The organism is Pseudoxanthomonas spadix, assembly GCF_003703395.1.
GTDB classification, from domain to species: domain Bacteria; phylum Pseudomonadota; class Gammaproteobacteria; order Xanthomonadales; family Xanthomonadaceae; genus Pseudoxanthomonas_A; species Pseudoxanthomonas_A spadix.
This window is the reverse complement of record NZ_RDQN01000004.1, coordinates 170,368-192,742: the sequence shown is the minus strand read 5'-3', so window position 1 is coordinate 192,742 and position 22,375 is coordinate 170,368. Positions and strand designations below refer to the sequence as shown.

The window sequence follows — 22,375 nt, the reverse complement described above, 5'->3', positions numbered from 1 at the left end:
ACCAGCGCCGGCCACCCCTGCAGCCCTGGGTTAGGCGGCCAGGTGCTTGTTCCACTCGGCCACCCGATCGGCCCGGGCGGCCAACGCAGCGTCGGCATCGCCCTCGATCACCACCGTGTCGATGGTGTCACCCTGCTTGACCGCGTCGACCACTTCCAGGCCGGAAACGACCTTGCCGAACACGGTGTGCTTGCCGTCCAGCCACGGGGTGGCCACGTGGGTGATGAAGAACTGGCTGCCGTTGGTGTTGGGGCCGGCATTGGCCATGGACAGCACCCCGCGCTCATGGCCCAGGCCGTTGTTGGTTTCGTCCTCGAAGCGATAGCCCGGGCCGCCGCGGCCGGAGCCTTCCGGGCAACCGCCCTGGATCATGAAATCGGGGATGACCCGGTGGAAGCTCAGGCCGTCGTAGAACCCGCGTTTGGCCAGATTGACGAAATTGGCCACCGTCAGCGGCGCCTTGTCGGGATAGAGCTCGACCTGAATGGGGCCGCGGGAGGTGTTGAACGTGGCAGTCAGGGACATTGATTTAACTCCTGGAGAGCAAGCAGCCCGGAGCCGGGCGGTAACCGGCTATAATACGCGCTTCCCTCCCCAGCCCTGCGTGCATCCTGCGCGCCCGCCGACGCATGTCCATCGAGAACCTCCGCAATATCGCCATCGTCGCCCACGTCGACCACGGCAAGACCACCCTGGTCGATCAACTGCTCAAGCAGTCCGGCACCCTGTCCGAGCGCACCGTGCTGGCCGATCGGGTGATGGACAGCAACGACCAGGAAAAGGAACGTGGCATCACGATCCTGGCCAAGAACACGGCCATCACCTGGGAAGACAAGCGCACCGGCGTCAAGAACCGGATCAACATCGTTGACACCCCCGGCCACGCCGACTTTGGCGGCGAGGTCGAGCGCGTGCTGTCGATGGTGGACACCGTGCTGATCCTGGTGGACGCCATGGACGGGCCGATGCCGCAGACCCGCTTCGTCACCCAGAAGGCCTTCGCGATGGGCTTCAAGCCGATCGTGGTGGTCAACAAGGTCGACCGCCCCGGCGCACGTCCCGAATGGGTCGTGGAGCAGGTGTGGGACCTGTTCGACCGCCTCGGCGCCACCCCCGAGCAGATGGACTTCCCGATCGTCTACGCCTCGGCCCTCAATGGCTACGCCGGTCTGGAAGACACCGTGCGCGAAGGCGACATGACCCCCCTGTACGAGGCGATCATGCAGCACGCGCCCAAGCCGGAAGTGGATCCGGACGGCCCGTTCCAGATGCGCATCAGCCAGCTGGACTACAACAATTTCGTCGGCGTGATCGGCATCGGCCGGATCCAGCGCGGCACGTTGCGCAAGAACATGCCGGTGGCGGTGATCGACCGCGAGGGCAAGAAGCGCCAGGGCAAGGTCCTGCAGGTGCTGGGCTTTCTGGGCCTGGAGCGGATCGAGCAGGACAGCGCGCAGGCCGGTGACATCGTGGCCATCTCCGGCATCCAGGAGCTGACCATCTCCGACACCATCTGCGCGCTGGACACGCCCGAGGCGCTGCCGGCGCTGACCGTGGACGAGCCGACCATCTCGATGACCTTCCAGGTCAACAACTCGCCGTTCGCCGGCAACAAGGACCTGTCCGGTGGCAAGTTCCTGACCAGCCGCCAGCTCAAGGAGCGCCTGGAGCGCGAGACCGTGCACAACGTGGCGCTCAAGGTCGAGCAGCTGGAAGACGCGGACAAGTTCCTGGTCTCCGGCCGCGGCGAGCTGCACCTGTCGGTGCTGATCGAGAACATGCGCCGGGAAGGCTACGAGCTGGCCGTCTCGCGTCCGGAGGTGATCATCAAGGAGATCGATGGCCAGCTGATGGAGCCGATCGAACAGCTGGTGGTGGACGTGGAAGAAGTGCACCAGGGCGGGGTCATGGAAAAGCTGGGCATGCGCAAGGGCCAGCTGAAGAACATGGAGTCCGATGGCAAGGGCCGGGTGCGCCTGGACTATGAAATCCCGGCGCGCGGCCTGATCGGCTTCCAGAACGAATTCAAGACCCTGACCCAGGGTTCGGGCCTGCTGTTCCACGTGTTCGACCATTACGGCCCCAAGGAACAGGGCGCCATCGCCAAGCGTCCCAACGGGGTGATGATTGCCAATGCACCGGGCGCCACCCCGGCCTATTCGCTGGGGCCGCTGCAGGAGCGCGGCAAGCTGTTCGCCGCCGAGGGCGACCACGTGTACGAAGGCCAGCTGATCGGGATCCATTCCAAGGACAACGACCTGACCGTCAACGCGATCAAGACCAAGCCGCTGACCAACATGCGTGCTTCGGGCAAGGACGATGCAATCGCGCTGACCCCGGCGATCAAGTTCTCGCTGGAACAGGCCCTGGATTTCATCGACGATGACGAGCTGGTGGAAATCACGCCCAAGGAAATCCGCCTGCGCAAGAAGTTCCTGACCGAAAGCGACCGCAAGCGCGCTTCCCGCGCGGCCTGATCTGGCCCGCCACGGGCCTGCTGGCCCTGATTGCCTGCGCCAGTGTGGACGTGGCGGCCTCGGACTCAATCCGCCGCTCCACCCGATGATCGCCTGGTTCAACCTGGACGATGTTGCGCGCCCTGTCGCCTGCGTTTAGCCTGCGGCCTTCCCCCATGCGGAAATCACCGATGCGTGCCTGGCCTGCGCTGACCCTGTCGTGCCCGATGCTGCTGGCGCTGGTCGTGGCCGGCTGCTCGGCCCCGGCCACCGCGTCCAGGGACGCCGCTGCCGCGCCGACGCAGTTCCTTTATGCCGAGCAAACCATCGCCCAGCTGCAGCAGCGCATGCAGGCCGGCGAGCTGGACAGCCGAACCTTGACCCGCGCCTATCTGGACCGCATCGCCCAGATCGACCGCGCCGGGCCCAGGCTCAACGCGGTCATCCAGCTCAATCCGCAGGCCATGACCGAAGCGGCCCTGCGCGACCGCGAACGCGCCGGCGGCGCGGCCCGCGGCCCGCTGCAGGGCATCCCGATCCTGCTCAAGGACAACATCGACGCCACGCCGATGGCCACCACCGCCGGCTCGCTGGCGCTGAAGGACTTCCGGCCCAGGCAGGACGCTTTTTTGGTCAAGCGCCTGCGCGAAGCCGGCGCGGTGATCCTGGGCAAGGCCAACCTGAGCGAATGGGCCAACTTCCGCGCCAGCGATTCGATCTCCGGCTGGAGCGCCGTGGGCGGCCAGACCCGCAATCCCTACGTGCTGGACCGCAACCCCTGCGGCTCCAGCGCCGGCAGCGGCGTGGCTGCTTCGGCCAACCTGGCCGCGGCTACGGTCGGCACCGAGACCGACGGCAGCATCATCTGCCCGGCCGCGGTCAATGGCGTGGTCGGCCTGAAGCCCACTGTCGGCCTGGTCAGCCGCGATGGCATCGTGCCGATCTCCTGGAGCCAGGACACTGCCGGCCCGATAACCCGCACCGTTGCCGATGCCGCCATCCTGCTGTCGGTGATGGCTGGTCGCGATGCCGCCGACGCCAGTACCGCCCATGCCGCGCTCAACGCCCCGCTGGACTACCAGGCACGCCTGCGTCCAGGTGGCCTGAAGGGCGCGCGCATTGGCGTGATCCGCAGCAGTTTCAGCTTCGGTCCGGACGTGGCCAAGGCGATGGAAGGCGCGGTCGCCACCCTGCGCGCGGCCGGGGCCACCGTGGTCGATGCCGAGATTCCGACCGCCGGCCAATGGGACGATGACGAGCTGCTGGTGCTCAAGACCGAGTTCAAGAACGGCCTGGCGCGCTACCTCACCACCCACGATGCGCCACTGTCCTCACTGCAGCAGCTGATCGGCTTCAACCAGCAGCACGCGCGCGAGGAGCTGGGCCTGTTTGGCCAGGATCTGTTCGAGCAGTCGGCGGCGATGGGAGGGCTCAACGATCCGGTCTACATCCAGGCTCGTTCGCGGATCAGACGCCTGGCCGGCCCGGAAGGCATCGACGCCGCGCTCAAGGCCCAGCACCTGGACGCGCTGGTGTCGGCCGCGACCGGCCCGGCCTGGCGCACCGATCCAGCGTTCAAGGACCCCTTCCCCGGCGCCGGCTATGGCGCGGCGGCGGTAGCCGGCTACCCGAGCCTGACCATTCCGATGGGCAGCAGCCAGGGGCTGCCGCTGGGAATCCTGTTCATGGGCACGGCCTGGAGCGAGGCCAGGCTGATCGAGCTGGGTTACGACTACGAACAGCGCACCCAGGCGCGGACACCGCCGCAGTACCTGCCCACCTTGCCAGGCGCGCCCGCCGCCTCGAAATAGGCCGGCCGCCTCAGCCTGCCGGCAGATCAGGCGACGCGACCGACGGCGGCCCGTCCTCGGGGCTGGGCGAGACGGTCTGATGCACGCTGGGCACGATCTGCGGGGTGTCCGGTGGCGTGTGCTCGCGGGTGAGTTCGTTGCGCTGACGCGGCAGTGCGTAGGGATGTTCGCGCGCCAGGAAATCCAGGACCCGCTCGCGCACCACGCAGCGCAGGTCGAAGGCATCGCCGGAATTGCGCGCGCTCACCAGCAGGCGGACCTGCATCGCGGTTTCCGAGGTCTCGGTCACCTGGGCGATGCAGACCCTTCCGTCCCAACGTGGGTCGCTCCGGCAGACCCGCTCGGTTTCGGCCCGCACCTGGGCCATCGGCGTGCGGTAGTCCAACCACAGGAACACCGTGCCCAGCATGTCGGCCTCGCGCCGGGTCCAGTTCTGGAAAGGGTTCTCGATGAACCAGTTCAGCGGCACCACCATCCGGCGCTGGTCCCAGATGTGCACCACCACAAATGCGCTGGTGATCTCCTCCACGCGGCCCCACTCACCTTCCACGATCACCACGTCATCTATCCGGATCGGCTGCGACAACGCGATCTGCAGGCCGGCAATGAGGTTGCCGAACACCGGCTTGGCCGCGATGCCCGCCACCAGTCCCAGGATGCCGGCCGACGCCAGCAGCGTCCTGCCCAGCTGGCGCACGCCGTCAAACTGCAGCAGCACCATGGACGCGCCGAGCACGATCACCAGCCCTGTGGCCACCCGTCCCAGGACCCGCGTCTGGGTATGGATCTGACGCGCAGCCAGGTTGTCGGCCACCTCAATCGGGTGTTCGCGCAGGATCGAGGCGACGATCCCGTTGACCACCCGCACCGCCAGCCAGGTCACGCAACCGACGACACCGACATACAGGCTCAGCTTCAACAGCGCCAGCTGTGCATCCTTCAGCGGTGTGGAGTCCAGACCGACGCGCAGGAACAGCAGCGGCAGCAACAATGCCAGCGGCGGGCTCAGCATGCTGGTGATGCGTGCGCGCCGGTAATCCTTGCCGCGCGCGCGATGCGCCAGCCAGGCGAACAATGCCCAGGCCAGCACGCCCAGCAGCGCCGAGATGCCCAGCGGAACCGCATACGGGCTGATGTCATTCCAGTGGAGGTCACTCATTGGCGAGCGAGACTGCCAAAGCCGGCGTGCATGCGGTGTCGGCGCGCGATCTCGCCGGTTGATCTCCGGTTTTAGGAGCCGGGCCGCCGGCCCTGGCGCTGCTTGCGCACGATCAGCATCGCGATCTCCAGCGACTGCTCGTAGTTCAACCGCGGATCGACGCTCGAACGGTACGCGCGCTCCAGGTCGATGTCGGTCAGTTCGCGCGCCCCGCCGGTGCATTCGGTGACGTCCTCGCCGGTCAGCTCCAGGTGCACACCGCCCAGGCGCGTCCCGGCGGCCGCGTGCAGCTCGAAGGACTGCTCCACCTCGCTGCGGATGTTGTCGAAGCGCCGGGTCTTGAAGCCATTGGAGGTGCTTTCGGTATTGCCGTGCATCGCATCGCAGACCCACAGCACGCAGCGACCGTCGCGCTTGACCGCCTCCAGCAGCGCCGGCAGCTTGTCGGCGATCTGCGCCGCGCCCATGCGATGGATGAAGCTCAGCCGGCCCGGCTCGTCGTCCGGGTTGAGCACGTCGATCAGGCGCAGCAACTGGTCCGGCTGCACCGAGGGCCCGATCTTGATCGCGATCGGGTTGCGCACCCCGCGCAGGTACTCCACGTGCGCGCCGTCCAGCGCCGCGGTGCGCATGCCGATCCACGGGTAGTGCGTGGACAGGTTGAACCAGCCCCACTGGCGCGGCACCTGCCGGGTCAGCGCCTGTTCGTAGGGCAGCAGCAGCGCCTCGTGCGAAGTGTAGAAGTCAATGCGGTTGAGGTTGTGCACTTCCACCCCGGCCAGGGTTTCCATGAAGCGCACCGCGCCACCGATGTCGGAGACCATCTGCTGGTATTCGGCCGCCAACGGCGAATAGCCAACCCAGTTGAGGTTCCAGTACTCGGGATGGTGCAGGTCGGCGAAGCCACCATCGATCAATGCGCGCACGAAGTTCATGGTCATGGCCGAACGCGAATGCGCCCGGATCATGCGCTGCGGGTCGGCCACCCGCGCGGCGGCACTGAATTCCGGACCGTTGACCAGGTCGCCGCGGTAACTGGGCAAGGTGACCTCGCCGCGGGTCTCCATGTCCGTGGAACGTGGCTTGGCATACTGCCCGGCGAAGCGCCCCACCCTCACCACCGGCAACTGCAGCCCGTGCACCAGCACCAGGCTCATCTGCAGCAGCACCTTCAGGCGATTGGAGATCAGCCCGGATTGGCAATCGGAGAAACTCTCCGCGCAGTCGCCACCCTGCAGCAGGAAACGCTTGCCTTCCTGCGCCTGGGCCAGTTGCCTCTTCAGCGCGAAGATCTCCCACGAGGTCACCAGCGGCGGCAGCCGAGCCAGTTCGTCCAGCGCTGCCTTCAGCGCGGCCGCATCGGGATAGGTCGGCATCTGCAACGCCGGGCGCCCACGCCAGCTATCGGGCGCCCAGTCCTTGGGCAGGCACCCAGCCGAGGGAGGAAGATCAGCAGCAGCATTCATGGCCATGGCATCCGCGGCGCCGGGCGCCGCACGGGAAACGACGCGGGACGCGTCAGGAGCGCAGATCGCGCAGCAGGTCAGGCTTGCGGCTCCGGAAGGCGGCCGCCAGCAGCCACACCGTCAGCACCGCGAACCACAGCAGGCTCCACTCGGGCATCGACAGGCCCAACAACCGCCAGGTGACCTCGGCGCACTCACCAGACCCGGTCAGCACCTGACGCAGCATCGCGCCCAGCGGGAAGGCTTCCATCATGTAGGCCAGGTCCGGGCCGCAGGCCGGCACCTGCTCCGGCGGCAGGTACTGCAGCCACACGTGGCGAGCGGCAATGCCAAGGCCGATCAATGCCGGGATCAGCGCCAACATCCCGTACGCCGCCCGACCGCCAGGCTTGCGCGGCGCGTGCAGGCCGCCGATCAGGAACATCGTGCCCAGCAGCGCGAATGCGCCGCGCTGGAAGGTGCACAGCGGGCATGGAATCTGGTTCTGGTAATACTGCGTATACAGGGCCGCACCAAGCAGCGCCACGCACACCACAAAGCCGGACAGGAACTGCGCGCGGAACGACCAACGGAAAGGATTCATGGGCAGCAGCATGTGGAAGGTGCCCGCATTATCTCCATCCCCGCCTCTGCCGGCCAATGCGAAAGTCGCCGCTCGCCCTGTCCATAAATGCAAGACCCCGACATCGAGCCGGGGTCTGCGTGGGCGGCATCTGGGCGCCGGGTCGATTAATCGTCGGCCGCGGCCGCGTCCGGACGGTCGACCAGTTCCACGTAGGCCATCGGCGCGTTGTCGCCCGCGCGGAACCCGCACTTGAGGATGCGCAGATAGCCACCCGGGCGCGACACGTAGCGCGGGCCCAGCGTGGTGAACAGGGTGCCGACCGCTTCCTTGTCGCGCAGGCGCGAGAAGGCCAGGCGGCGATTGGCCACGCCGTCGACCTTGGCCAGGGTGATCAGCGGCTCGGCGACACGGCGCAGTTCCTTGGCCTTGGGCAGGGTGGTCTTGATCAGGCCGTGCTTGATCAGCGAGGCGGCCATGTTGGAGAACATCGCGGCGCGATGCGAGCTGGTGCGGTTGAACTTACGACCGGCTTTCTGGTGGCGCATGACAGTGGTTCCTGGAAAATGTTGTGTCTGTTGAGGTTCGCTGTCGCCATCGTGGCGTTATTGCATGGACTGCGGTTGGTCCTGGATCCGGTCATCCTGTCCGGACGACATCGCGGGCCTTTGCGGCGCGTCGATGCGTGGGTGTTGCTTGCTTCTAAGTGATCGAGACTTTCATCACCGCCATCGGTGGCGCAACAGCACGGACTTCGGAACGTCCGGCCCGGCCATCCTTGGCCGGGCGTCTCGTTTCAAGAGGGCTGGGACAACGCCCCGGCCCGGCGCAGCGCGGATGGTGCTCGACGGCGCGCGAACCCGTGCTTCGCAAACGCTATCTCACCCCAGCATGCCGTGCTGGGAGACGCCGGCCGGCGGCCAGTTCTCCAGCTTCATGCCCAGCGACAGGCCACGCTGGGCCAGCACTTCCTTGATCTCGGTCAGCGACTTCTTGCCCAGGTTCGGGGTCTTGAGCAGTTCGACTTCGGTCTTCTGGATCAGGTCGCCGATGTAGTAGATGCTCTCGGCCTTGAGACAGTTGGCCGAACGCACGGTCAGCTCCAGGTCGTCGATCGGACGCAGCAGGACCGGATCCACCCCGCCGGTCTGCGGCTTGGGCGCACCGCGGTCGCGGTGGGTGAAGTCACCGAACACCGACAGCTGATCGCTCAGGATGTCGGCGGCGGTGCGCACGGCTTCCTCCGCGTCAATGGTGCCGTTGGTCTCGATGTCCAGGACCAGCTTGTCCAGGTCGGTGCGCTGCTCGACACGCGCGGACTCGACCGCGTAGGCCACGCGGCGGACCGGCGAGAACGAGGCATCCAGAACCAGGCGGCCGATGGCGCGGTTTTCTTCGTCCGGACGACGACGGGCGGAGGCCGGCTGGTAGCCGAAACCACGCTCGATCTTCAGGCGCAGGTTGATTGCGATGTCCTTGGTCAGGTGCGCGATCACGTGGTCGGGATTGAGGATCTCGACGTTGTGGTCGGTCTTGATGTCACCTGCGGTGACCACGCCCGGGCCCTGCTTGGTCAGGCTCAGGGTGGCGTTGTCGCCGGTATGGATGCGGATGGCCACATCCTTGAGGTTCAGCAGGACTTCCAGCACGTCCTCCTGCAACCCCTCGATGGTGCTGTACTCGTGCAGCACGCCGTCGATCTCGACCTCGGTGATGGCGAAGCCGGGGATGGACGACAGCAGCACGCGGCGCAGCGCATTGCCCAGCGTGTGACCATAACCCCGCTCCAGCGGTTCGATGACCACCTTGGCGCGGTTCTCGGTCAGGCGCTCGATCTGCGGGCCGCGGGGGCGCAGCACTTGCTGAGTGATACCCGTCATGTTGCTATGTCTCCTGCAAACACCCCTGCCAGGGCAGGGGTGCGAATGTGATTACTTCGAGTAAAGCTCGACGATCAGCGCTTCGTTGATGTCGGCGGGCAGATCCGAACGGACCGGCACGGCCTTGAACACGCCTGCGAACTTCTTCGAATCCACTTCCACCCACGACGGACTCAGGTCCAGCTGTTCGGCCACGGTCAGGGATTCCTGCACGCGCAGCTGCTTCTGGGCCTTCTCCGACAGCTCGATGGCGTCGCCGGCCTTGACCTGGTAGGACGGCAGGTTGACCGACTTGCCGTTGACCAGCACGCCGCGATGGGAGACCAGCTGGCGGGCGGCCGGACGGGTGACCGCAAACCCCATGCGGTAGATCACGTTGTCCAGGCGGGTTTCCAGCAGCTGCAGCAGGTTCTCGCCGGTGTTGCCCTTCTTGGTCGAGGCCTTCTTGTAGTAGTTGCGGAACTGGCGCTCCAGCAGGCCGTAGATCCGCTTGACCTTCTGCTTTTCACGCAGCTGGGTGGCGTAGTCGGACAGCTTGCCCTTGCGGGCGGTGGCGCCGTGCTGGCCGGGCTTCTGTTCCAGCTTGCACTTGGAGTCCAGCGCGCGCGCCGGGCTCTTGAGGGACAGGTCTGCGCCTTCGCGGCGGGCGAGCTTGCAGGTAGGACCGATGTAACGAGCCATTTGTTATCGCTCCCTTAGACGCGACGCTTCTTCGGCGGACGGCACCCGTTGTGCGGGATTGGCGTCACGTCGATGATGTTGGTGATCTTGTAGCCGACGTTGTTGAGCGAACGTACGGCCGACTCACGGCCCGGACCCGGACCCTTGATGCGCACTTCCAGCGACTTCAGGCCGTAGTCCAGTGCTGCACGGCCGGCCTTCTCGGCGGCGACCTGTGCGGCGAACGGAGTGGACTTGCGCGAACCGCGGAAGCCTGCACCGCCGGAGGTGGCCCACGAGAGCGCATTGCCCTGGCGGTCGGTGATGGTGACGATGGTGTTGTTGAACGAAGCGTGGACGTGGGCAACGCCGTCGGTGACGACGCGCTTGATCTTCTTCTTCGGTGCCTTTGCAGCTGGCTTGGCCATGATGTGCGCCCCTTACTTCTTGATGGCTTTGCGCGGACCCTTGCGGGTACGGGCATTGGTACGGGTGCGCTGGCCGCGCAGCGGCAGGCCACGGCGATGGCGCAGGCCGCGGTAGCAGCCCAGGTCCATCAGGCGCTTGATCGCCATACCTACTTCGCGACGCAGGTCGCCTTCGACGATGTACTTGCCGATCTCGGCGCGCAGGCGCTCGACCTCGGGTTCGGACAGGTCACGGATTTTGGTGGTCACCGTCACGCCTGCGGCTTCGCAGACCTTCTTGGACCGGGTACGGCCAATGCCGTAGATGCTCTGCAGCCCCACCCAGACGTGCTTCTGGGCAGGCAGGTTGACACCTGCAATACGCGCCATGACGCGATTCTCCAAACTGTTTGATGGCCGGCGAGCGCCTACCCGGTCGACGGACAGACGCGCTTGTGGCGTAGTGAACTGGAAATGATAGCAAGGTCTCGGGTTACTTGGAAGCCCATGGAACCTTTCGGTTCCACGGACCCGGCATGGGGAGTGTGCCCATGCTCCGGCGCCGGAAACGGCCTGGCGGTCCGGCCCGGGGGCCGTTCCGCCGCCCCGCGCTACTCCGGCGCAGGGACTGGACGCTTCACACCCGCGCGCGAGACCGCCGCACGAGCCGCCCATTTTGAAAGTCCGGCCGATGGCCGGGCTCGATGGCGGATGGGACCGCCTGTGTTCTTCCGCCGGGCTTCCTGCCCACGTCATGCCTGGTGGAGGAGACCCGGCGCAAAAAAGCAAGTTACTCCGGGGAACTTCCTGCCGCCATCCATGGCGCGCCATGGCCGGCTTGCGGGCCGTCCGGCCCGGCCATCCGTGGCCGGGCCGGACGGCAGCACGGCGCGGCAGTGCCGCGCTAGCGCGTGCCGCCTCGCCCCTTCAGGTTGGCCTTCTTCAACAGGCTTTCATATTGGTGCGACATCAGGTGCGCCTGGATTTGGGCAATGAAGTCCATCACCACCACGACCACAATCAACAGCGAGGTGCCACCGAAGTAGAACGAGGTGCCCAGCTGGGTGCGCATCACTTCCGGCAGCAGGCACACCGCCACCAGATACAACGCACCGGCGGCCGTCAGCCGGGTCAGCACCGCGTCGACGTAGTCGGCGGTCGCCTTGCCCGGACGGATGCCCGGGATCAGCGCCCCGGACTTCTTCAGGTTTTCGGCCGTCTCCTGCGAATTGAACACCAGCGCGGTGTAGAAGAACGCGAAGCCGATGATCATCGCCGCGAACACGATCATGTGCAGCGGCTCGCCCGGGGCCAGTGCCTGCGAGATGCGCTGCAGGGTCAGCGCGGCCGGGGACTGGCCGGACCACATCGCCAGCGTCGCCGGAAAAGCCAGGATCGAGGAGGCGAAGATCGGCGGGATCACCCCTGCCATGTTCAGCTTGAGCGGCAGGAACGAGGTCTGGTTCATGTACGCGTTGCGGCCGCCCTGGCGGCGGGCGTAGTTCACCGTGATCCGCCGCTGCCCGCGTTCGACGAACACCACGAACCAGGTGAAGGCAAACACCACCACGGCCACGATGATCAGCGCGATCGGGCTCATCGTCCCGTCATTGACTGCACCGAAGGTCTGGATCACCGCAGCCGGCAAGCCGGCGACGATGCCCGCGAAAATGATCAGTGACACGCCGTTGCCGACGCCGCGCTCGGTCACCTGTTCACCCACCCACATCAGGAAGATGGTGCCGGCGGTCAGCGCAACGATGGCGGTCAACACGAAGCCGGCGCCCGGCATGTACACCACCGGCGCGCCACCCGGCGCGGTCTGGTTCTGCAGGGCCAGGGCGATGCTGCCGCCCTGCACCACCGCCAGCAGCACCGCGCCGATGCGTGAGTACTGGGTGATCTTGCGCCGGCCGGACTCGCCTTCCTTCTGCAGCGCCTTGAGCGCCGGAAAGATATGAGCGCCCAGCTGGATCACGATCGATGCCGAGATATACGGCATCACGTTCAGCGCAAAGATGCTGAAGCGATGCAGGGCGCCACCGGAGAACATGTTGAACATGTCCACGATGCTGCCGCCCTGCTGCTGCATGAGCGCAAGCATGGCATCGGGATTCACACCCGGCACCGGGACGAAGCAGCCGATCCGGTACACGATCAAGGCCCCGAGCACGAACAGCAAACGCTGCCGCAGCTCGGTGAACTTGCCCAGACCCCCTGCAATGCCCTGTTGCGCCATGCCTCGCTTACTCCTGGATGCTGCCGCCGGCGGCTTCGATCGCCGCCTTGGCGCCGGCCGTGGTGGCTACACCCTTGAGGGTGAAAGCCTTGCTGAGGTCACCCTTCTTCACGATCTTGGCACGCTTGGCGGTGCTGGGCACCAGCCCGGCGGCGCGCAGCGCAGCGAAGTCGATCTCACCGGCTTCCAGCTTGTCCAGCTGGTAGGACAGCACTTCGGCGCACTCCTTCTTCAGCTTGGAGCGGAAACCGACCTTCGGCAAACGCTTGACCAGCGGCATCTGGCCGCCTTCGAACTTCGCCTTGATCTTGCCCTTGCCCGAACGGGCGAAGGAACCCTTGTGGCCGCGGCCGGCAGTCTTGCCCAGGCCCGAACCGATACCGCGACCGACGCGCTTGCGGTCGGTACGGGCGCCATCGACGGGCGCGAGAGTGTTGAGACGCATGTTGATTACTCCTCGACGCGGACGAGGTAGTGAACCTTGGCGATCAGGCCGCGCACCTGCGGGCTGTCCTTCAGTTCACGCACATCGTTGAGCTTGTTCAGGCCCAGCGCCTTCACCGACAGGCGGTGACGCGACTGGGAACCACGCAGGCCGCGCACCAGGCGGACCTTGACCGTCTTGTTGGACTCATTAGCCATGGGTAAGTTCCTCTACCGACTTGCCACGCTTGGCCGCGATGTGCGCCGGCGACTGCATGTCTTCCAGCCCTCGCAGGGTGGCGCGGACCAGGTTGATCGGATTGCGCGAACCGACCGCCTTGGCCAGCACGTTCTTGACCCCGACCGCTTCGAGCACGGCGCGCATCGCGCCGCCGGCGATCACGCCGGTACCTTCCGAAGCCGGCTGCATGAACACGCGCGCCGCACCATGACCGGCCTTGACCGGGTGCCACAGGGTGCCGTTGTTGAGGTTCACGCTGAGCATGCCCTTGCGGGCATATTCCATCGACTTCTGGATGGCGACCGGCACTTCACGCGCCTTGCCATAGCCGAAACCGATGCGGCCGTTGCCATCGCCCACCACCGTCAGTGCGGTGAAGGTGAACTGGCGACCACCCTTGACGGTCTTGCTGACGCGATTGACCGCGATCAGCTTCTCGATCATGCCGTCGTCGACTTTCTCTTCGCGGTTGCGGTCGCGTCCGCGCGAGCGTTGTTCTTCTGCCATGTGAATATTCCTGTTGAAAGGGTCTGTACGGCTTGGCCGCTTATGGTTGTGGTCTGGAGCGGTAACGCGTGGCCGAATGCAGAAGAAACGGTACGCCCGGTGCAGCCCGCACCGGCAGGGAGAGTCAAGGCGTGCGCGGCGCGCCGCCGGTCCGGCATGCCGGACCACCTTGGCGAACGCCCGGTCGTCATGGATGACCGGGCCGGAGTCTCACCGCGCGGAGATGCTACGCCAAGGATGGCCGCAGCAGAACCGCCAACACGCCGTCAACGCCTAGAACTGCAGGCCGCCTTCGCGGGCTGCATCGGCCAACGCCTTGACGCGACCATGGTAGCGGTAGCCGGAACGGTCGAAGGCGACCTTCTCCACCCCTGCGGCCCTGGCGCGCTCGGCGATCAGCTTGCCGATCTTGGCGGCGGCGTCGCTGTTCTTGCCGTTCTTCAGGCCTTCCTTGACGTCGGCCTGCAGGGTGTTGGCTGAAGCCACCACCTTGGAGCCATCGGCGGTGAAGACCTGCGCGTACAGGTGTTGGCCGGTACGCAGCACGGTCAGGCGATGCACGCCGAGCACCCGGATGTGCGAACGGGTGGATTTGGCGCGGCGCAGGCGGGCGGTATTCTTGATGCTCATATTCAGTGACCTCACAGAAGCGGATCGGCGTTGAGCGAGGAGTGAGCGGGGAACAGTGAGGAGTGAGCGAAAGCCTGGCAGTCTGCCTTTTCTTCCCCACTTCTCACTGCTCGACCCTCTCCGCTCGCCTTTAGGCCTTCTTGGCTTCCTTGCGAATGATGGTTTCGTCGGAGTACTTCACGCCCTTGCCCTTGTACGGCTCCGGCGGACGGAAACTGCGGATCTTGGCCGCGACTTCACCGACGCGCTGCTTGTCTGCGCCCTGCACCAGGATTTCGGTCTGGCTCGGGGCCGCCAAGGTGATGCCTTCGGGGGCCTTGAACAGGATCGGGTGCGAGAATCCAAGCGCCAGGCTCAGGTCCGCGCCCTGCATGGTGGCGCGGTAACCCACGCCGACCAGATCCAGCTTGCGCTGGAAGCCTTCGGACACGCCCTGGACCATGTTGGCCAGAATCGCGCGAATGGTGCCGGTGATGGCGTCGTCGCCCGGGGCAACAGAGGAGAGGTTCAGCACGCCGTTTTCCAGGGTGATCTCGACGCCGGCCGGCTTGGCCAACGACAGGGTGCCCTTGGGGCCCTTGACGGTCAGCGTGTCACTCTCGTTCTTGTATTCAACACCCTTGGCCAGGGTGATCGGCTTCTTGGCTACGCGGGACATGGTCGCAAGCTCCTTCGCTTAGGCCACGAAGCACAGGACTTCACCGCCGACGCCCTGCTGGCGCGCCTGCGAATCGGTCATGATGCCCTTGGAGGTGGAGATGATGGCGATGCCCAGGCCGTTGAGGACCTTCGGCAGTTCGTCCTTGCCCCGGTAGTGGCGCAGGCCCGAACGCGATACGCGCTTGAGCGTATCGATGACCGGCTTGCCCTCGAAGTACTTGAGGACGATTTCCAGCTCGGCCTTGTTGTTCTCGATCTTGGTGACGCGCGAGTCGGCGATGTAGCCCTCGGCCTTCAGCACGCCGGCAATGGCGACCTTGATGGTGGAGGACGGCATTTTCACCGTCTGCTTGCCAACGGCGGTCGCATTCTTGATGCGGACCAGCATGTCGGCGATGGGATCAGTCATGCTCATTGTTATGGAACCTTTGAGTGCACCGATATCCGCGGGATGCGAATTTCGTTCGATTGACCCGGGTCCCGGGTCCCGGCACTTTCTACCAGCTGGCCTTGCGCAGGCCAGGCACGTCGCCACGCATGGTGGCTTCGCGCAGCTTGTTTCGACCCAGGCCGAACTTGCTGTAGACGCCACGCGGGCGGCCGGACAGCTCGCACCGGGTGCGGAAACGGCTCGGCGACGAATCGCGTGGCAGCTTCTGCAGCTTGGTCGACGCGTCGATCCTTTCCTCGTAGGACGCATCCTGGCTGGAAATGATCTTCTTCAGTGCTTCGCGCTTGACCGCGTACTTCTTGGCCAGCTTCGCCCGCTTGATGTCGCGGTTGACCATGGAGGTCTTTGCCATGCGTGTCTCCTCGACTTAGTTGCGGAACGGGAACTTGAACGCTTCGAGCAACGCCTTGGCTTCGGCATCGGTCTTGGCGGTGGTGGTGATGGCGATATCCATGCCGCGGACCGCGTCGACCTGGTCGAAGTCGATTTCCGGGAAGATGATCTGCTCCTTCACGCCCATGTTGTAGTTGCCACGGCCATCGAAGGAGCGACCGGATACGCCGCGGAAGTCGCGCACACGCGGCAGGGCGATGCTCACCAGGCGATCGAGGAATTCGTACATGCGGGCGCGGCGCAGGGTGACCTTGCAGCCAATCGGCCAGCCGTCACGGATCTTGAACGAGGCCACCGACACGCGTGACTTGGTCGTGATCGGCTTCTGGCCGGAGATCTTGGCCAGGTCGGCGACGGCGTTTTCCAAGATCTTCTTGTTGGCCGCCGCTTCACCCACACCCATGTTGATGGTGATCTTGGTGATCTTGGGCACTTCCATCGGATTGGTGTAGCCGAACTTCTTGGTCAGGTTCGGAACGACCTCTTCCTTGTAGATTTTTTCGAGACGGGTGGTCATGACCTCATTCCTCAGGCGTCGAGCGCCTCACCGCTGGAGCGGAACACACGCAGTTTGCGTCCATCCTCCAGCACCTTGAAGCCAATGCGCTCGCCCTTGCCGGTAGCGGCGTTGAACGGAGCGACATTGGAGATATGGATCGAGGCTTCGCGCTCGACGACGCCACCAGCAACACCAGCCTGGGGGTTCGGCTTGGTATGGCGCTTGACGATGTTGACGTTGGACACGACCACGCGGTCGCCTTCCACACGCAGCACATCGCCCTGCTTGCCCTTGTCCTTGCCGGTCAGGACGACCACGCGGTCGCCTTTCTTGATTCGGTTAGCCATTGTAGTTTCTCTGGTTGGAAAGCCGCTGCCATCCCTGGCGTCACTTCACCACTTCGGATCGCCCTGCCCGGCCATCCTGGCCGGGCGTTCGCCGGGGCAGTGCGGCATAGGCCGCGCCCGGCTCACCCTCCGCTCACAGCACTTCGGGTGCGAGCGAGACGATCTTCATGAACTTCTCGGAGCGCAGTTCACGGGTCACCGGTCCGAAGATACGGGTCCCGATCGGCTCCTGCTTGTTGTTGAGCAGCACCGCGGCGTTGCCGTCGAAGCGGATCAGCGAACCGTCGGCGCGACGCACACCCTTGCGGGTCCGCACCACGACCGCGTCGTAGACCTCACCCTTCTTGACCTTGCCGCGCGGGATCGCATCCTTCACGGTGACCTTGATGATGTCACCGATGCCGGCATAGCGACGCTTGGAACCGCCCAGCACCTTGATGCACATCAGCTCCTTGGCGCCGGAGTTGTCGGCCGCGTCGAGATAGCTCTGCATCTGGATCATGATTCAGACTCCTCTTATTCGGCCGCGCGGGCGACGATCTCGACCACGCGCCAGTTCTTGGTCTTGGACAGCGGCGCGATCTCCACGATCCGGACCAGGTCGCCTTCGTTGCAGGCATTGTCGGCGTCGTGGGCGTGCAGCTTGGTCGAGCGCTTGATGTACTTGCCGTACAGGGCGTGCTTGACCTGACGCTCCACCAGAATGGTGACCGTCTTGTCCATCTTGTTGCTCACGACACGGCCTTCGACCGTGCGCTGCGTTTTCTGTTCGTTGTCACTCATGTCGGCGGTCCTTACTTCTGCTTGCTCGATTGCGGCCGGCCGAGCAGGGTCTTGACGCGAGCGATCTCGCGGCGGACCCGGCGGGTTTCGTGGGTCTTCGGCAGCTGGCCGGTGGCCTTCTGCATGCGCAGGGAAAACTGCTCCTTGCGCAGCTCGCCCAAATGGGCGTTGAGCTCGTCAGCAGACTTCTCGCGGAGTTCGTTGATGGCCATTAGCGCACCGTCCGGGCAACAAAGGTGGTGGTGACCGAAAGCTTGGCGGCAGCCAGGCGGAACGCCTCGCGTGCCGTTGCCTCATCCACGCCTTCGATTTCATAGATCATGCGGCCCGGCTGAATCTGGGCGACCCAGTACTCCACGTTGCCCTTGCCGGAGCCCATGCGCACTTCGATCGGCTTCTTGGTGATGGGCTTGTCGGGGAACACGCGGATCCACATCTTGCCGCCGCGCTTGACATAGCGACTGATGGAACGCCGCGCAGCCTCGATCTGACGCGCGGTCAGCTGGCCGTGCGCCGTGGCCTTCAGGCCGTACTCGCCGAATGAGACGAGGTTTCCGCTCCAGCTCAGGCCCGAATTGCGGCCCTTGTGCATCTTGCGGTATTTGGTTCGCTTGGGTTGCAACATTGCCGGTTACCTCGCATCACGATCGCGGGACGGGCGCGACGGACGTTCACTGCGCTCGGGGCGCGAATCGTCCTGCTTTTCCTGACCCACCTGGCTGAAGTCGAACACTTCGCCCTTGTAGACCCACACCTTGATACCGATGATTCCGTAGGTGGTCTTGGCTTCGGCAAAGCCGTAGTCGATGTCCGCGCGCAGGGTGTGCAGCGGCACACGACCCTCGCGGTACCACTCGGAACGGGCGATCTCGGCACCGTTCAGACGGCCAGCCACGTTCACCTTGATGCCCAGGGCACCGAGGCGGATCGCGTTACCGACCGCGCGCTTCATCGCGCGGCGGAACATGATGCGCCGCTCCAGCTGCTGGGCGATGGACTCGGCCACCAGCTGGGCGTCCAGCTCGGGCTTGCGCACTTCGGTGACGTTGATGTGCGCCGGAACGCCCATCATCTCGCTCACTTCCTTGCGCAGCTTCTCGATGTCCTCGCCGCGCTTGCCGATCACCACGCCCGGACGGGCGGTGTGAATGGTCACGCGGGCGGTCTTGGCCGGACGCTCGATCAGGATCCTGCTGATGCCGGCCTGGGCAAGCTTCTTGCGCAGCATCTCGCGAACCTTGAGGTCGGCGGCCAGATAGCTGGCGTAGTCGCCCTTGTTGGCGAACCACTTGGAATTCCAGTCCTTGGAGATGCCAAGGCGGATACCGGTCGGATGTACTTTATGGCCCATAGTCTTATTTGCCCTTGCCTTCGCCAACCACCACGGTGATATGGCTGGTGCGCTTGAGGATGCGCGTGCCGCGGCCCTTGGCGCGGGCCATGAAACGCTTCAGCGTCGGGCCTTCGTCGACCATGATGGTCGTGACCTTCAGCTCGTCGACGTCGGCGCCCTGGTTGTTCTCGGCATTGGCGATGGCCGACTCGACCACCTTCTTGATCAGGGCCGCAGCCTTCTTGTCCGAGAACTTCAGCAGGTTGACGGCGCGCTCGGCCGACAGACCGCGCACCTGGTCGGCGACCAGGCGGGCCTTCTGCGGGGAGATGCGCGCGGTGCGCAGGATGGCTTTCGCTTCCATTGTCATCTCCTCAGCGCTTGCCGGCCGACTTCTTGTCGCCACCGTGACCCTTGAAGGTCCGGGTGACGGCAAATTCGCCGAGCTTGTGGCCGACCATGTTCTCGTTGACCAGCACCGGAACGTGGTTCTTGCCGTTGTGCACGGCGATGGTGAAACCCACCATTTCCGGCAGGATCATGGAACGACGCGACCAGGTCTTGATCGGACGCTTGCTACCGGCCGCAGCCTCCACCTTCTTGATCAGGTGGTGATCGACGAACGGGCCTTTCTTGAGTGAACGTGCCATGGTCGATTAGCCCCTACGATCGCGGACGATGAATTGCTGGGTGCGCTTGTTGTGGCGCGTCTTGTAACCCTTGGTCGGTACGCCCCAGGGCGTGACCGGATGCGGGTTGCCCTGGCCCGCCTTGGCCTCACCACCGCCGTGCGGATGGTCGACCGGGTTCATGGCTGCGCCGCGGACGGTCGGCTTGACACCCCGCCAGCGCTTGGCGCCTGCCTTGCCCAGCTTCTCGAGGCTGTGCTCGTCGTTGCCGACTTCACCGACGGTGGCGCAGCACTCGGCTGGCACCTTGCGCATTTCGCCAGAGCGAAGACGCAGGGTGGCAAAGCCCTGCTCGCGGGCCACCAGCTGCACCGCGGCACCGGCAGCGCGGGCGATCTGCGCGCCCTTGCCGACCTTCAGCTCGATGCAGTGGACCGTCGTACCGACCGGGATGTTCAGCAGCGGCAGGGTGTTGCCGGCGCGGATCGGGGCGTCACGGCCGGCGATTACCTGGTCACCGGCCTTCAGGCCCTTGGGCGCGATGATGTAACGGCGCTCACCGTCGACATAGCACAGCAACGCGATGTGCGCGGTGCGGTTGGGATCGTATTCGATCCGCTCGACACGGGCGGGAATGCCGACCTTGTCGCGCTTGAAATCGATGATGCGGTAATGCTGCTTGTGGCCACCGCCGATGTGGCGGGTGGTGATGCGGCCATGGTGGTTGCGACCGCCGGTCTTGCTCTGCTTCTCCAGCAGCGCAGCATGCGGGGCACCCTTGTGCAGGTCCGGCGTCACCACGCGCACGGCCGAACGACGGCCGGGGGAAGTGGGTTTGAATTTCATCAATGGCATGTGGGTCTACCTCAGGCCGTGGCCGACACGTCGATGGCCTGGCCATCGGCCAGACGCACATACGCCTTCTTCCAGTCGCCGCGGCGGCCGCTGCGGTTACGGAAGGACTTGTTCTTGCCCTTGACGTTCACCACGTTGACAGCCTCGACCTTGACGTCGAACAACTGCTCGACCGCGGCCTTGATATCAGCCTTGGTGGAATCGTTCGAGACTTCGAAGACATACTGATTGGATACTTCCTGCAGCCGTGCCGTCTTTTCAGACACGCGCGGCGCGCGCAGCACACTGAAGATTTTTTCGTTACTGATGCTCATGCCAGCCACTCCTCGATCTTCTTCACCGCCTCAGCGGTGATCACGACCGTGTCGGCCCCGACCAGCGATGCCGGGTCCAGACCCTGCACGTCACGCACCTGGACGTAGCGCAGGTTGCGGGCCGACAGGTACAGGTGCTCGGAAGCGTCTTCGGTCACGATCAGCGGACGCGTGCCGACGTTCAGGCCCTGGAGCTTGGAAATCAGGCTCTTGGTGCTGGTCGCCTCGACGTCGAAGGTATCGACGACGGTCAGGCGGTCCTGGCGAGCCAGCTCGCTCAGGATGGCCTTCATCGCCGCCCGGTACATCTTGCGGTTGACCTTCTGCTCGAAGCTGCGCGGCTTGGCCGCAAAGGTCACGCCGCCGCCAACGAAGATCGGAGCCGTCAGCGCGCCGTGACGCGCACCGCCGCCCTTCTGCTTCTTGGACTTCTTGGTGGTGCCGTTGACTTCCGAACGGGTCTTCTGGGCCTTGGTGCCCGCGCGACCTGCGTTGCGGTAGGCCACGACGACCTGGTGGACCAAGTCCTGACTGAATTGGCGGCCAAACACTTCGTCGGAGACCGACAGGGTGTTGGCGCTGCCGTTAATGGCAAGTTCCATCATCGTTCTCCTTAGCCCTTGCTCGCCGGCCGCACGATCACGTCGCCACCCGGCGCGCCCGGCACGGCACCGCGAATGGCGATCAGGCCACGCTCGAGGTCCACGCGGACGACTTCAAGGTTCTGCGTGCTCTGCTGCACGGCACCCATGTGGCCGGACATCTTCTTGCCCGGAAACACACGACCCGGGGTCTGGCGCTGACCGAGCGAACCCGGTGCGCGATGCGACAGCGAGTTGCCGTGGGTGGCGTCACCCATCCGGAAGTTGTAGCGCTTGATCGTGCCCTGGAAGCCCTTGCCCTTGGTCACACCCTGGACGTCGACCTTCTGGCCCACTTCAAAGATGTCGGCCTTGATCTCGCCGCCAATGCTGAAGTCGCCGATCCTGTCGGGCTCCACGCGCAGCTCCCACAGGCCGCGACCTGGCTCGACCTTGGCCTTGGCCAGGTGACCGGAAATCGGCTTGTTGATCAGACCCGCACGACGCGTTCCCACGGCAACCTGCACGGCGCTGTAGCCGTCGGTCTCGGTGGTCTTGATCTGGGTGATGCGATTGGGGGTGGCTTCGATCAGGGTGACCGGGATGGACTTGCCATCTTCGGTGAACACCCGGGTCATGCCGGCCTTGCGGCCAACGATGCCCAACGAAAATTTCTTCGCAGTCATGGTCGTTTGCCTCAGGTCAACTTGATCTGGACGTCAACGCCAGCCGCCAGCTCGAGCTTCATCAGCGCGTCGACGGTCTTGTCGTTGGGATCCACGATATCCAGCACACGCTTGTGGGTGCGGGTCTCGTACTGATCGCGCGCATCCTTGTCGGCGTGCGGCGACACCAGAATGGTGTAGCGCTCGATCTTGGTGGGAAGCGGGATCGGGCCGCGCACTTGCGCGCCGGTCCGCTTGGCCGTTTCGACGATCTCGCTTGCCGATCGGTCGATCAGGCGATGATCGTAGGCTTTGAGCCTGATACGGATCTTCTGGTCCGCCATGACGATTTCCTGTGTTGAAAGAGCGACGGGCGCGGCCTCTGGGATGCCTTGCCCCGGTAATGGTTCACGTGCTTTTTTGA

The 22,375-nt window shown here is 65.0% G+C and carries 33 protein-coding genes; 2 read left to right on the top strand and 31 right to left on the bottom strand.

The annotated features are described in order from the left end of the window. Positions 1-30: 30 nt before the first annotated feature. Positions 31-525 carry a peptidylprolyl isomerase gene (locus D9R12_RS08230; protein WP_014161351.1) on the bottom strand — a complete coding sequence of 165 codons (495 nt, stop codon included), beginning with the start codon at positions 523-525 and terminating at the stop codon, positions 31-33. Between the two features lie 104 nt (positions 526-629). On the opposite strand from D9R12_RS08230, the gene typA reads away from it, so the two are divergent. Together typA and D9R12_RS08220 are read left to right on the top strand one after the other, a co-directional pair. Beyond that, complete coding sequence (gene typA / locus D9R12_RS08225; RefSeq protein ID WP_014161352.1) at positions 630-2,477, top strand: translational GTPase TypA; 1,848 nt, start codon at positions 630-632, stop codon at positions 2,475-2,477. Positions 2,478-2,647: 170 nt separating this feature from the next. Beyond that, entirely contained in the window at positions 2,648-4,267 is a 1,620-nt protein-coding gene (locus tag D9R12_RS08220; RefSeq protein WP_122229658.1) for an amidase, read from the top strand. A 10-nt stretch (positions 4,268-4,277) separates the two neighbouring features. On the opposite strand, the gene D9R12_RS08215 is transcribed toward D9R12_RS08220, so the two are convergent. From D9R12_RS08215 to rpsJ, 30 genes are all read right to left on the bottom strand, one after another. After that, complete coding sequence (locus tag D9R12_RS08215; protein WP_122229656.1) at positions 4,278-5,426, bottom strand: mechanosensitive ion channel family protein; 1,149 nt, start codon at positions 5,424-5,426, stop codon at positions 4,278-4,280. Between the two features lie 71 nt (positions 5,427-5,497). Next, entirely contained in the window at positions 5,498-6,892 is a 1,395-nt protein-coding gene (locus D9R12_RS08210; RefSeq protein WP_122229950.1) for a class II 3-deoxy-7-phosphoheptulonate synthase, read from the bottom strand. A gap of 52 nt (positions 6,893-6,944) precedes the next feature. Next, the gene (locus D9R12_RS08205; RefSeq protein WP_043291309.1) at positions 6,945-7,475 is read right to left on the bottom strand and encodes a disulfide bond formation protein B; all 531 of its coding nucleotides are present in this window, start codon (positions 7,473-7,475) and stop codon (positions 6,945-6,947) included. 146 nt (positions 7,476-7,621) lie between these two features. Next, on the bottom strand, positions 7,622-8,002 hold the full coding sequence (rplQ, locus tag D9R12_RS08200; protein WP_122229654.1) for a 50S ribosomal protein L17: 381 nt from the start codon (positions 8,000-8,002) through the stop codon (positions 7,622-7,624). A gap of 333 nt (positions 8,003-8,335) precedes the next feature. Continuing rightward, positions 8,336-9,334 (bottom strand): DNA-directed RNA polymerase subunit alpha, encoded by a 999-nt coding sequence (locus D9R12_RS08195; protein ID WP_014161358.1) that lies wholly within the window; start codon positions 9,332-9,334, stop codon positions 8,336-8,338. A gap of 51 nt (positions 9,335-9,385) precedes the next feature. Continuing rightward, entirely contained in the window at positions 9,386-10,015 is a 630-nt protein-coding gene (rpsD, locus tag D9R12_RS08190; RefSeq protein WP_014161359.1) for a 30S ribosomal protein S4, read from the bottom strand. A 14-nt stretch (positions 10,016-10,029) separates the two neighbouring features. Next, a complete protein-coding gene (gene rpsK, locus D9R12_RS08185) occupies positions 10,030-10,422 on the bottom strand; it encodes a 30S ribosomal protein S11 (RefSeq protein WP_014161360.1) in 393 nt (130 codons plus the stop codon). Positions 10,423-10,434: 12 nt separating this feature from the next. Continuing rightward, positions 10,435-10,791: a 30S ribosomal protein S13 gene (rpsM, locus tag D9R12_RS08180; RefSeq protein WP_014161361.1), complete on the bottom strand. Its 357-nt coding sequence runs from the start codon at positions 10,789-10,791 to the stop codon at positions 10,435-10,437. 514 nt (positions 10,792-11,305) lie between these two features. Then, positions 11,306-12,640, bottom strand: coding sequence for a preprotein translocase subunit SecY (gene secY, locus D9R12_RS08175; RefSeq protein ID WP_122229652.1), 1,335 nt, complete (start codon positions 12,638-12,640; stop codon positions 11,306-11,308). Positions 12,641-12,647: 7 nt separating this feature from the next. Then, positions 12,648-13,091, bottom strand: coding sequence for a 50S ribosomal protein L15 (gene rplO, locus D9R12_RS08170; protein ID WP_043290599.1), 444 nt, complete (start codon positions 13,089-13,091; stop codon positions 12,648-12,650). Continuing rightward, a complete protein-coding gene (gene rpmD / locus D9R12_RS08165; protein WP_014161364.1) occupies positions 13,091-13,282 on the bottom strand; it encodes a 50S ribosomal protein L30 in 192 nt (63 codons plus the stop codon). Before rpmD ends, rplO begins: the two co-directional genes overlap by 1 nt. Further along, positions 13,275-13,811 carry a 30S ribosomal protein S5 gene (rpsE, locus tag D9R12_RS08160; RefSeq protein WP_014161365.1) on the bottom strand — a complete coding sequence of 179 codons (537 nt, stop codon included), beginning with the start codon at positions 13,809-13,811 and terminating at the stop codon, positions 13,275-13,277. Before rpsE ends, rpmD begins: the two co-directional genes overlap by 8 nt. A 273-nt stretch (positions 13,812-14,084) precedes the next feature. Further along, positions 14,085-14,441, bottom strand: a complete 357-nt coding sequence (rplR, locus tag D9R12_RS08155; protein WP_014161366.1) for a 50S ribosomal protein L18 — start codon at positions 14,439-14,441, stop codon at positions 14,085-14,087. Positions 14,442-14,571: 130 nt separating this feature from the next. Then, on the bottom strand, positions 14,572-15,099 hold the full coding sequence (gene rplF, locus D9R12_RS08150; protein WP_122229650.1) for a 50S ribosomal protein L6: 528 nt from the start codon (positions 15,097-15,099) through the stop codon (positions 14,572-14,574). Positions 15,100-15,117: 18 nt separating this feature from the next. After that, positions 15,118-15,516 (bottom strand): 30S ribosomal protein S8, encoded by a 399-nt coding sequence (gene rpsH, locus D9R12_RS08145; protein ID WP_122229648.1) that lies wholly within the window; start codon positions 15,514-15,516, stop codon positions 15,118-15,120. An 82-nt stretch (positions 15,517-15,598) separates the two neighbouring features. Further along, the gene (gene rpsN, locus D9R12_RS08140; RefSeq protein WP_014161369.1) at positions 15,599-15,904 is read right to left on the bottom strand and encodes a 30S ribosomal protein S14; all 306 of its coding nucleotides are present in this window, start codon (positions 15,902-15,904) and stop codon (positions 15,599-15,601) included. Positions 15,905-15,919: 15 nt separating this feature from the next. Further along, positions 15,920-16,462, bottom strand: a complete 543-nt coding sequence (rplE, locus tag D9R12_RS08135; protein WP_014161370.1) for a 50S ribosomal protein L5 — start codon at positions 16,460-16,462, stop codon at positions 15,920-15,922. Positions 16,463-16,473: 11 nt separating this feature from the next. Beyond that, positions 16,474-16,791 carry a 50S ribosomal protein L24 gene (rplX, locus tag D9R12_RS08130; RefSeq protein ID WP_014161371.1) on the bottom strand — a complete coding sequence of 106 codons (318 nt, stop codon included), beginning with the start codon at positions 16,789-16,791 and terminating at the stop codon, positions 16,474-16,476. A gap of 133 nt (positions 16,792-16,924) precedes the next feature. Beyond that, complete coding sequence (gene rplN, locus D9R12_RS08125; RefSeq protein ID WP_014161372.1) at positions 16,925-17,293, bottom strand: 50S ribosomal protein L14; 369 nt, start codon at positions 17,291-17,293, stop codon at positions 16,925-16,927. Between the two features lie 14 nt (positions 17,294-17,307). Further along, entirely contained in the window at positions 17,308-17,574 is a 267-nt protein-coding gene (gene rpsQ, locus D9R12_RS08120) for a 30S ribosomal protein S17 (protein WP_014161373.1), read from the bottom strand. Between the two features lie 11 nt (positions 17,575-17,585). Further along, positions 17,586-17,786, bottom strand: a complete 201-nt coding sequence (gene rpmC / locus D9R12_RS08115) for a 50S ribosomal protein L29 (protein WP_122229646.1) — start codon at positions 17,784-17,786, stop codon at positions 17,586-17,588. Further along, a complete protein-coding gene (gene rplP, locus D9R12_RS08110) occupies positions 17,786-18,199 on the bottom strand; it encodes a 50S ribosomal protein L16 (protein ID WP_014161375.1) in 414 nt (137 codons plus the stop codon). Before rplP ends, rpmC begins: the two co-directional genes overlap by 1 nt. A gap of 6 nt (positions 18,200-18,205) precedes the next feature. Next, the gene (gene rpsC, locus D9R12_RS08105) at positions 18,206-18,925 is read right to left on the bottom strand and encodes a 30S ribosomal protein S3 (protein ID WP_014161376.1); all 720 of its coding nucleotides are present in this window, start codon (positions 18,923-18,925) and stop codon (positions 18,206-18,208) included. A 4-nt stretch (positions 18,926-18,929) separates the two neighbouring features. After that, the gene (rplV, locus tag D9R12_RS08100) at positions 18,930-19,271 is read right to left on the bottom strand and encodes a 50S ribosomal protein L22 (protein ID WP_014161377.1); all 342 of its coding nucleotides are present in this window, start codon (positions 19,269-19,271) and stop codon (positions 18,930-18,932) included. Positions 19,272-19,281: 10 nt separating this feature from the next. After that, complete coding sequence (gene rpsS / locus D9R12_RS08095) at positions 19,282-19,557, bottom strand: 30S ribosomal protein S19 (protein WP_014161378.1); 276 nt, start codon at positions 19,555-19,557, stop codon at positions 19,282-19,284. A gap of 6 nt (positions 19,558-19,563) precedes the next feature. Continuing rightward, positions 19,564-20,391, bottom strand: a complete 828-nt coding sequence (gene rplB, locus D9R12_RS08090) for a 50S ribosomal protein L2 (protein ID WP_014161379.1) — start codon at positions 20,389-20,391, stop codon at positions 19,564-19,566. 11 nt (positions 20,392-20,402) lie between these two features. Next, entirely contained in the window at positions 20,403-20,705 is a 303-nt protein-coding gene (rplW, locus tag D9R12_RS08085) for a 50S ribosomal protein L23 (protein WP_014161380.1), read from the bottom strand. Next, positions 20,702-21,307, bottom strand: a complete 606-nt coding sequence (gene rplD / locus D9R12_RS08080) for a 50S ribosomal protein L4 (protein WP_014161381.1) — start codon at positions 21,305-21,307, stop codon at positions 20,702-20,704. Before rplD ends, rplW begins: the two co-directional genes overlap by 4 nt. A gap of 11 nt (positions 21,308-21,318) precedes the next feature. Then, on the bottom strand, positions 21,319-21,972 hold the full coding sequence (rplC, locus tag D9R12_RS08075) for a 50S ribosomal protein L3 (protein WP_014161382.1): 654 nt from the start codon (positions 21,970-21,972) through the stop codon (positions 21,319-21,321). A gap of 11 nt (positions 21,973-21,983) precedes the next feature. Continuing rightward, the gene (gene rpsJ, locus D9R12_RS08070) at positions 21,984-22,295 is read right to left on the bottom strand and encodes a 30S ribosomal protein S10 (RefSeq protein WP_014161383.1); all 312 of its coding nucleotides are present in this window, start codon (positions 22,293-22,295) and stop codon (positions 21,984-21,986) included. Positions 22,296-22,375: the final 80 nt, after the last annotated feature.

Bases quoted from the DNA above. Each gene is read 5' to 3' on its own strand.
- D9R12_RS08230 (WP_014161351.1), bottom strand. From the start codon at position 525: ATGTCCCTGACTGCCACGTTCAACACCTCCCGCGGCCCCATTCAGGTC.
- typA (WP_014161352.1), top strand. From the start codon at position 630: ATGTCCATCGAGAACCTCCGCAATATCGCCATCGTCGCCCACGTCGAC.
- D9R12_RS08220 (WP_122229658.1), top strand. From the start codon at position 2,648: ATGCGTGCCTGGCCTGCGCTGACCCTGTCGTGCCCGATGCTGCTGGCG.
- D9R12_RS08215 (WP_122229656.1), bottom strand. From the start codon at position 5,426: ATGAGTGACCTCCACTGGAATGACATCAGCCCGTATGCGGTTCCGCTG.
- D9R12_RS08210 (WP_122229950.1), bottom strand. From the start codon at position 6,892: ATGAATGCTGCTGCTGATCTTCCTCCCTCGGCTGGGTGCCTGCCCAAG.
- D9R12_RS08205 (WP_043291309.1), bottom strand. From the start codon at position 7,475: ATGAATCCTTTCCGTTGGTCGTTCCGCGCGCAGTTCCTGTCCGGCTTT.
- rplQ (WP_122229654.1), bottom strand. From the start codon at position 8,002: ATGCGCCACCAGAAAGCCGGTCGTAAGTTCAACCGCACCAGCTCGCAT.
- D9R12_RS08195 (WP_014161358.1), bottom strand. From the start codon at position 9,334: ATGACGGGTATCACTCAGCAAGTGCTGCGCCCCCGCGGCCCGCAGATC.
- rpsD (WP_014161359.1), bottom strand. From the start codon at position 10,015: ATGGCTCGTTACATCGGTCCTACCTGCAAGCTCGCCCGCCGCGAAGGC.
- rpsK (WP_014161360.1), bottom strand. From the start codon at position 10,422: ATGGCCAAGCCAGCTGCAAAGGCACCGAAGAAGAAGATCAAGCGCGTC.
- rpsM (WP_014161361.1), bottom strand. From the start codon at position 10,791: ATGGCGCGTATTGCAGGTGTCAACCTGCCTGCCCAGAAGCACGTCTGG.
- secY (WP_122229652.1), bottom strand. From the start codon at position 12,640: ATGGCGCAACAGGGCATTGCAGGGGGTCTGGGCAAGTTCACCGAGCTG.
- rpmD (WP_014161364.1), bottom strand. From the start codon at position 13,282: ATGGCTAATGAGTCCAACAAGACGGTCAAGGTCCGCCTGGTGCGCGGC.
- rpsE (WP_014161365.1), bottom strand. From the start codon at position 13,811: ATGGCAGAAGAACAACGCTCGCGCGGACGCGACCGCAACCGCGAAGAG.
- rplR (WP_014161366.1), bottom strand. From the start codon at position 14,441: ATGAGCATCAAGAATACCGCCCGCCTGCGCCGCGCCAAATCCACCCGT.
- rplF (WP_122229650.1), bottom strand. From the start codon at position 15,099: ATGTCCCGCGTAGCCAAGAAGCCGATCACCCTGGCCAAGGGTGTTGAA.
- rpsH (WP_122229648.1), bottom strand. From the start codon at position 15,516: ATGAGCATGACTGATCCCATCGCCGACATGCTGGTCCGCATCAAGAAT.
- rpsN (WP_014161369.1), bottom strand. From the start codon at position 15,904: ATGGCAAAGACCTCCATGGTCAACCGCGACATCAAGCGGGCGAAGCTG.
- rplE (WP_014161370.1), bottom strand. From the start codon at position 16,462: ATGACCACCCGTCTCGAAAAAATCTACAAGGAAGAGGTCGTTCCGAAC.
- rplX (WP_014161371.1), bottom strand. From the start codon at position 16,791: ATGGCTAACCGAATCAAGAAAGGCGACCGCGTGGTCGTCCTGACCGGC.
- rplN (WP_014161372.1), bottom strand. From the start codon at position 17,293: ATGATCCAGATGCAGAGCTATCTCGACGCGGCCGACAACTCCGGCGCC.
- rpsQ (WP_014161373.1), bottom strand. From the start codon at position 17,574: ATGAGTGACAACGAACAGAAAACGCAGCGCACGGTCGAAGGCCGTGTC.
- rpmC (WP_122229646.1), bottom strand. From the start codon at position 17,786: ATGGCCATCAACGAACTCCGCGAGAAGTCTGCTGACGAGCTCAACGCC.
- rplP (WP_014161375.1), bottom strand. From the start codon at position 18,199: ATGTTGCAACCCAAGCGAACCAAATACCGCAAGATGCACAAGGGCCGC.
- rpsC (WP_014161376.1), bottom strand. From the start codon at position 18,925: ATGGGCCATAAAGTACATCCGACCGGTATCCGCCTTGGCATCTCCAAG.
- rplV (WP_014161377.1), bottom strand. From the start codon at position 19,271: ATGGAAGCGAAAGCCATCCTGCGCACCGCGCGCATCTCCCCGCAGAAG.
- rpsS (WP_014161378.1), bottom strand. From the start codon at position 19,557: ATGGCACGTTCACTCAAGAAAGGCCCGTTCGTCGATCACCACCTGATC.
- rplB (WP_014161379.1), bottom strand. From the start codon at position 20,391: ATGCCATTGATGAAATTCAAACCCACTTCCCCCGGCCGTCGTTCGGCC.
- rplW (WP_014161380.1), bottom strand. From the start codon at position 20,705: ATGAGCATCAGTAACGAAAAAATCTTCAGTGTGCTGCGCGCGCCGCGC.
- rplD (WP_014161381.1), bottom strand. From the start codon at position 21,307: ATGGAACTTGCCATTAACGGCAGCGCCAACACCCTGTCGGTCTCCGAC.
- rplC (WP_014161382.1), bottom strand. From the start codon at position 21,972: ATGACTGCGAAGAAATTTTCGTTGGGCATCGTTGGCCGCAAGGCCGGC.
- rpsJ (WP_014161383.1), bottom strand. From the start codon at position 22,295: ATGGCGGACCAGAAGATCCGTATCAGGCTCAAAGCCTACGATCATCGC.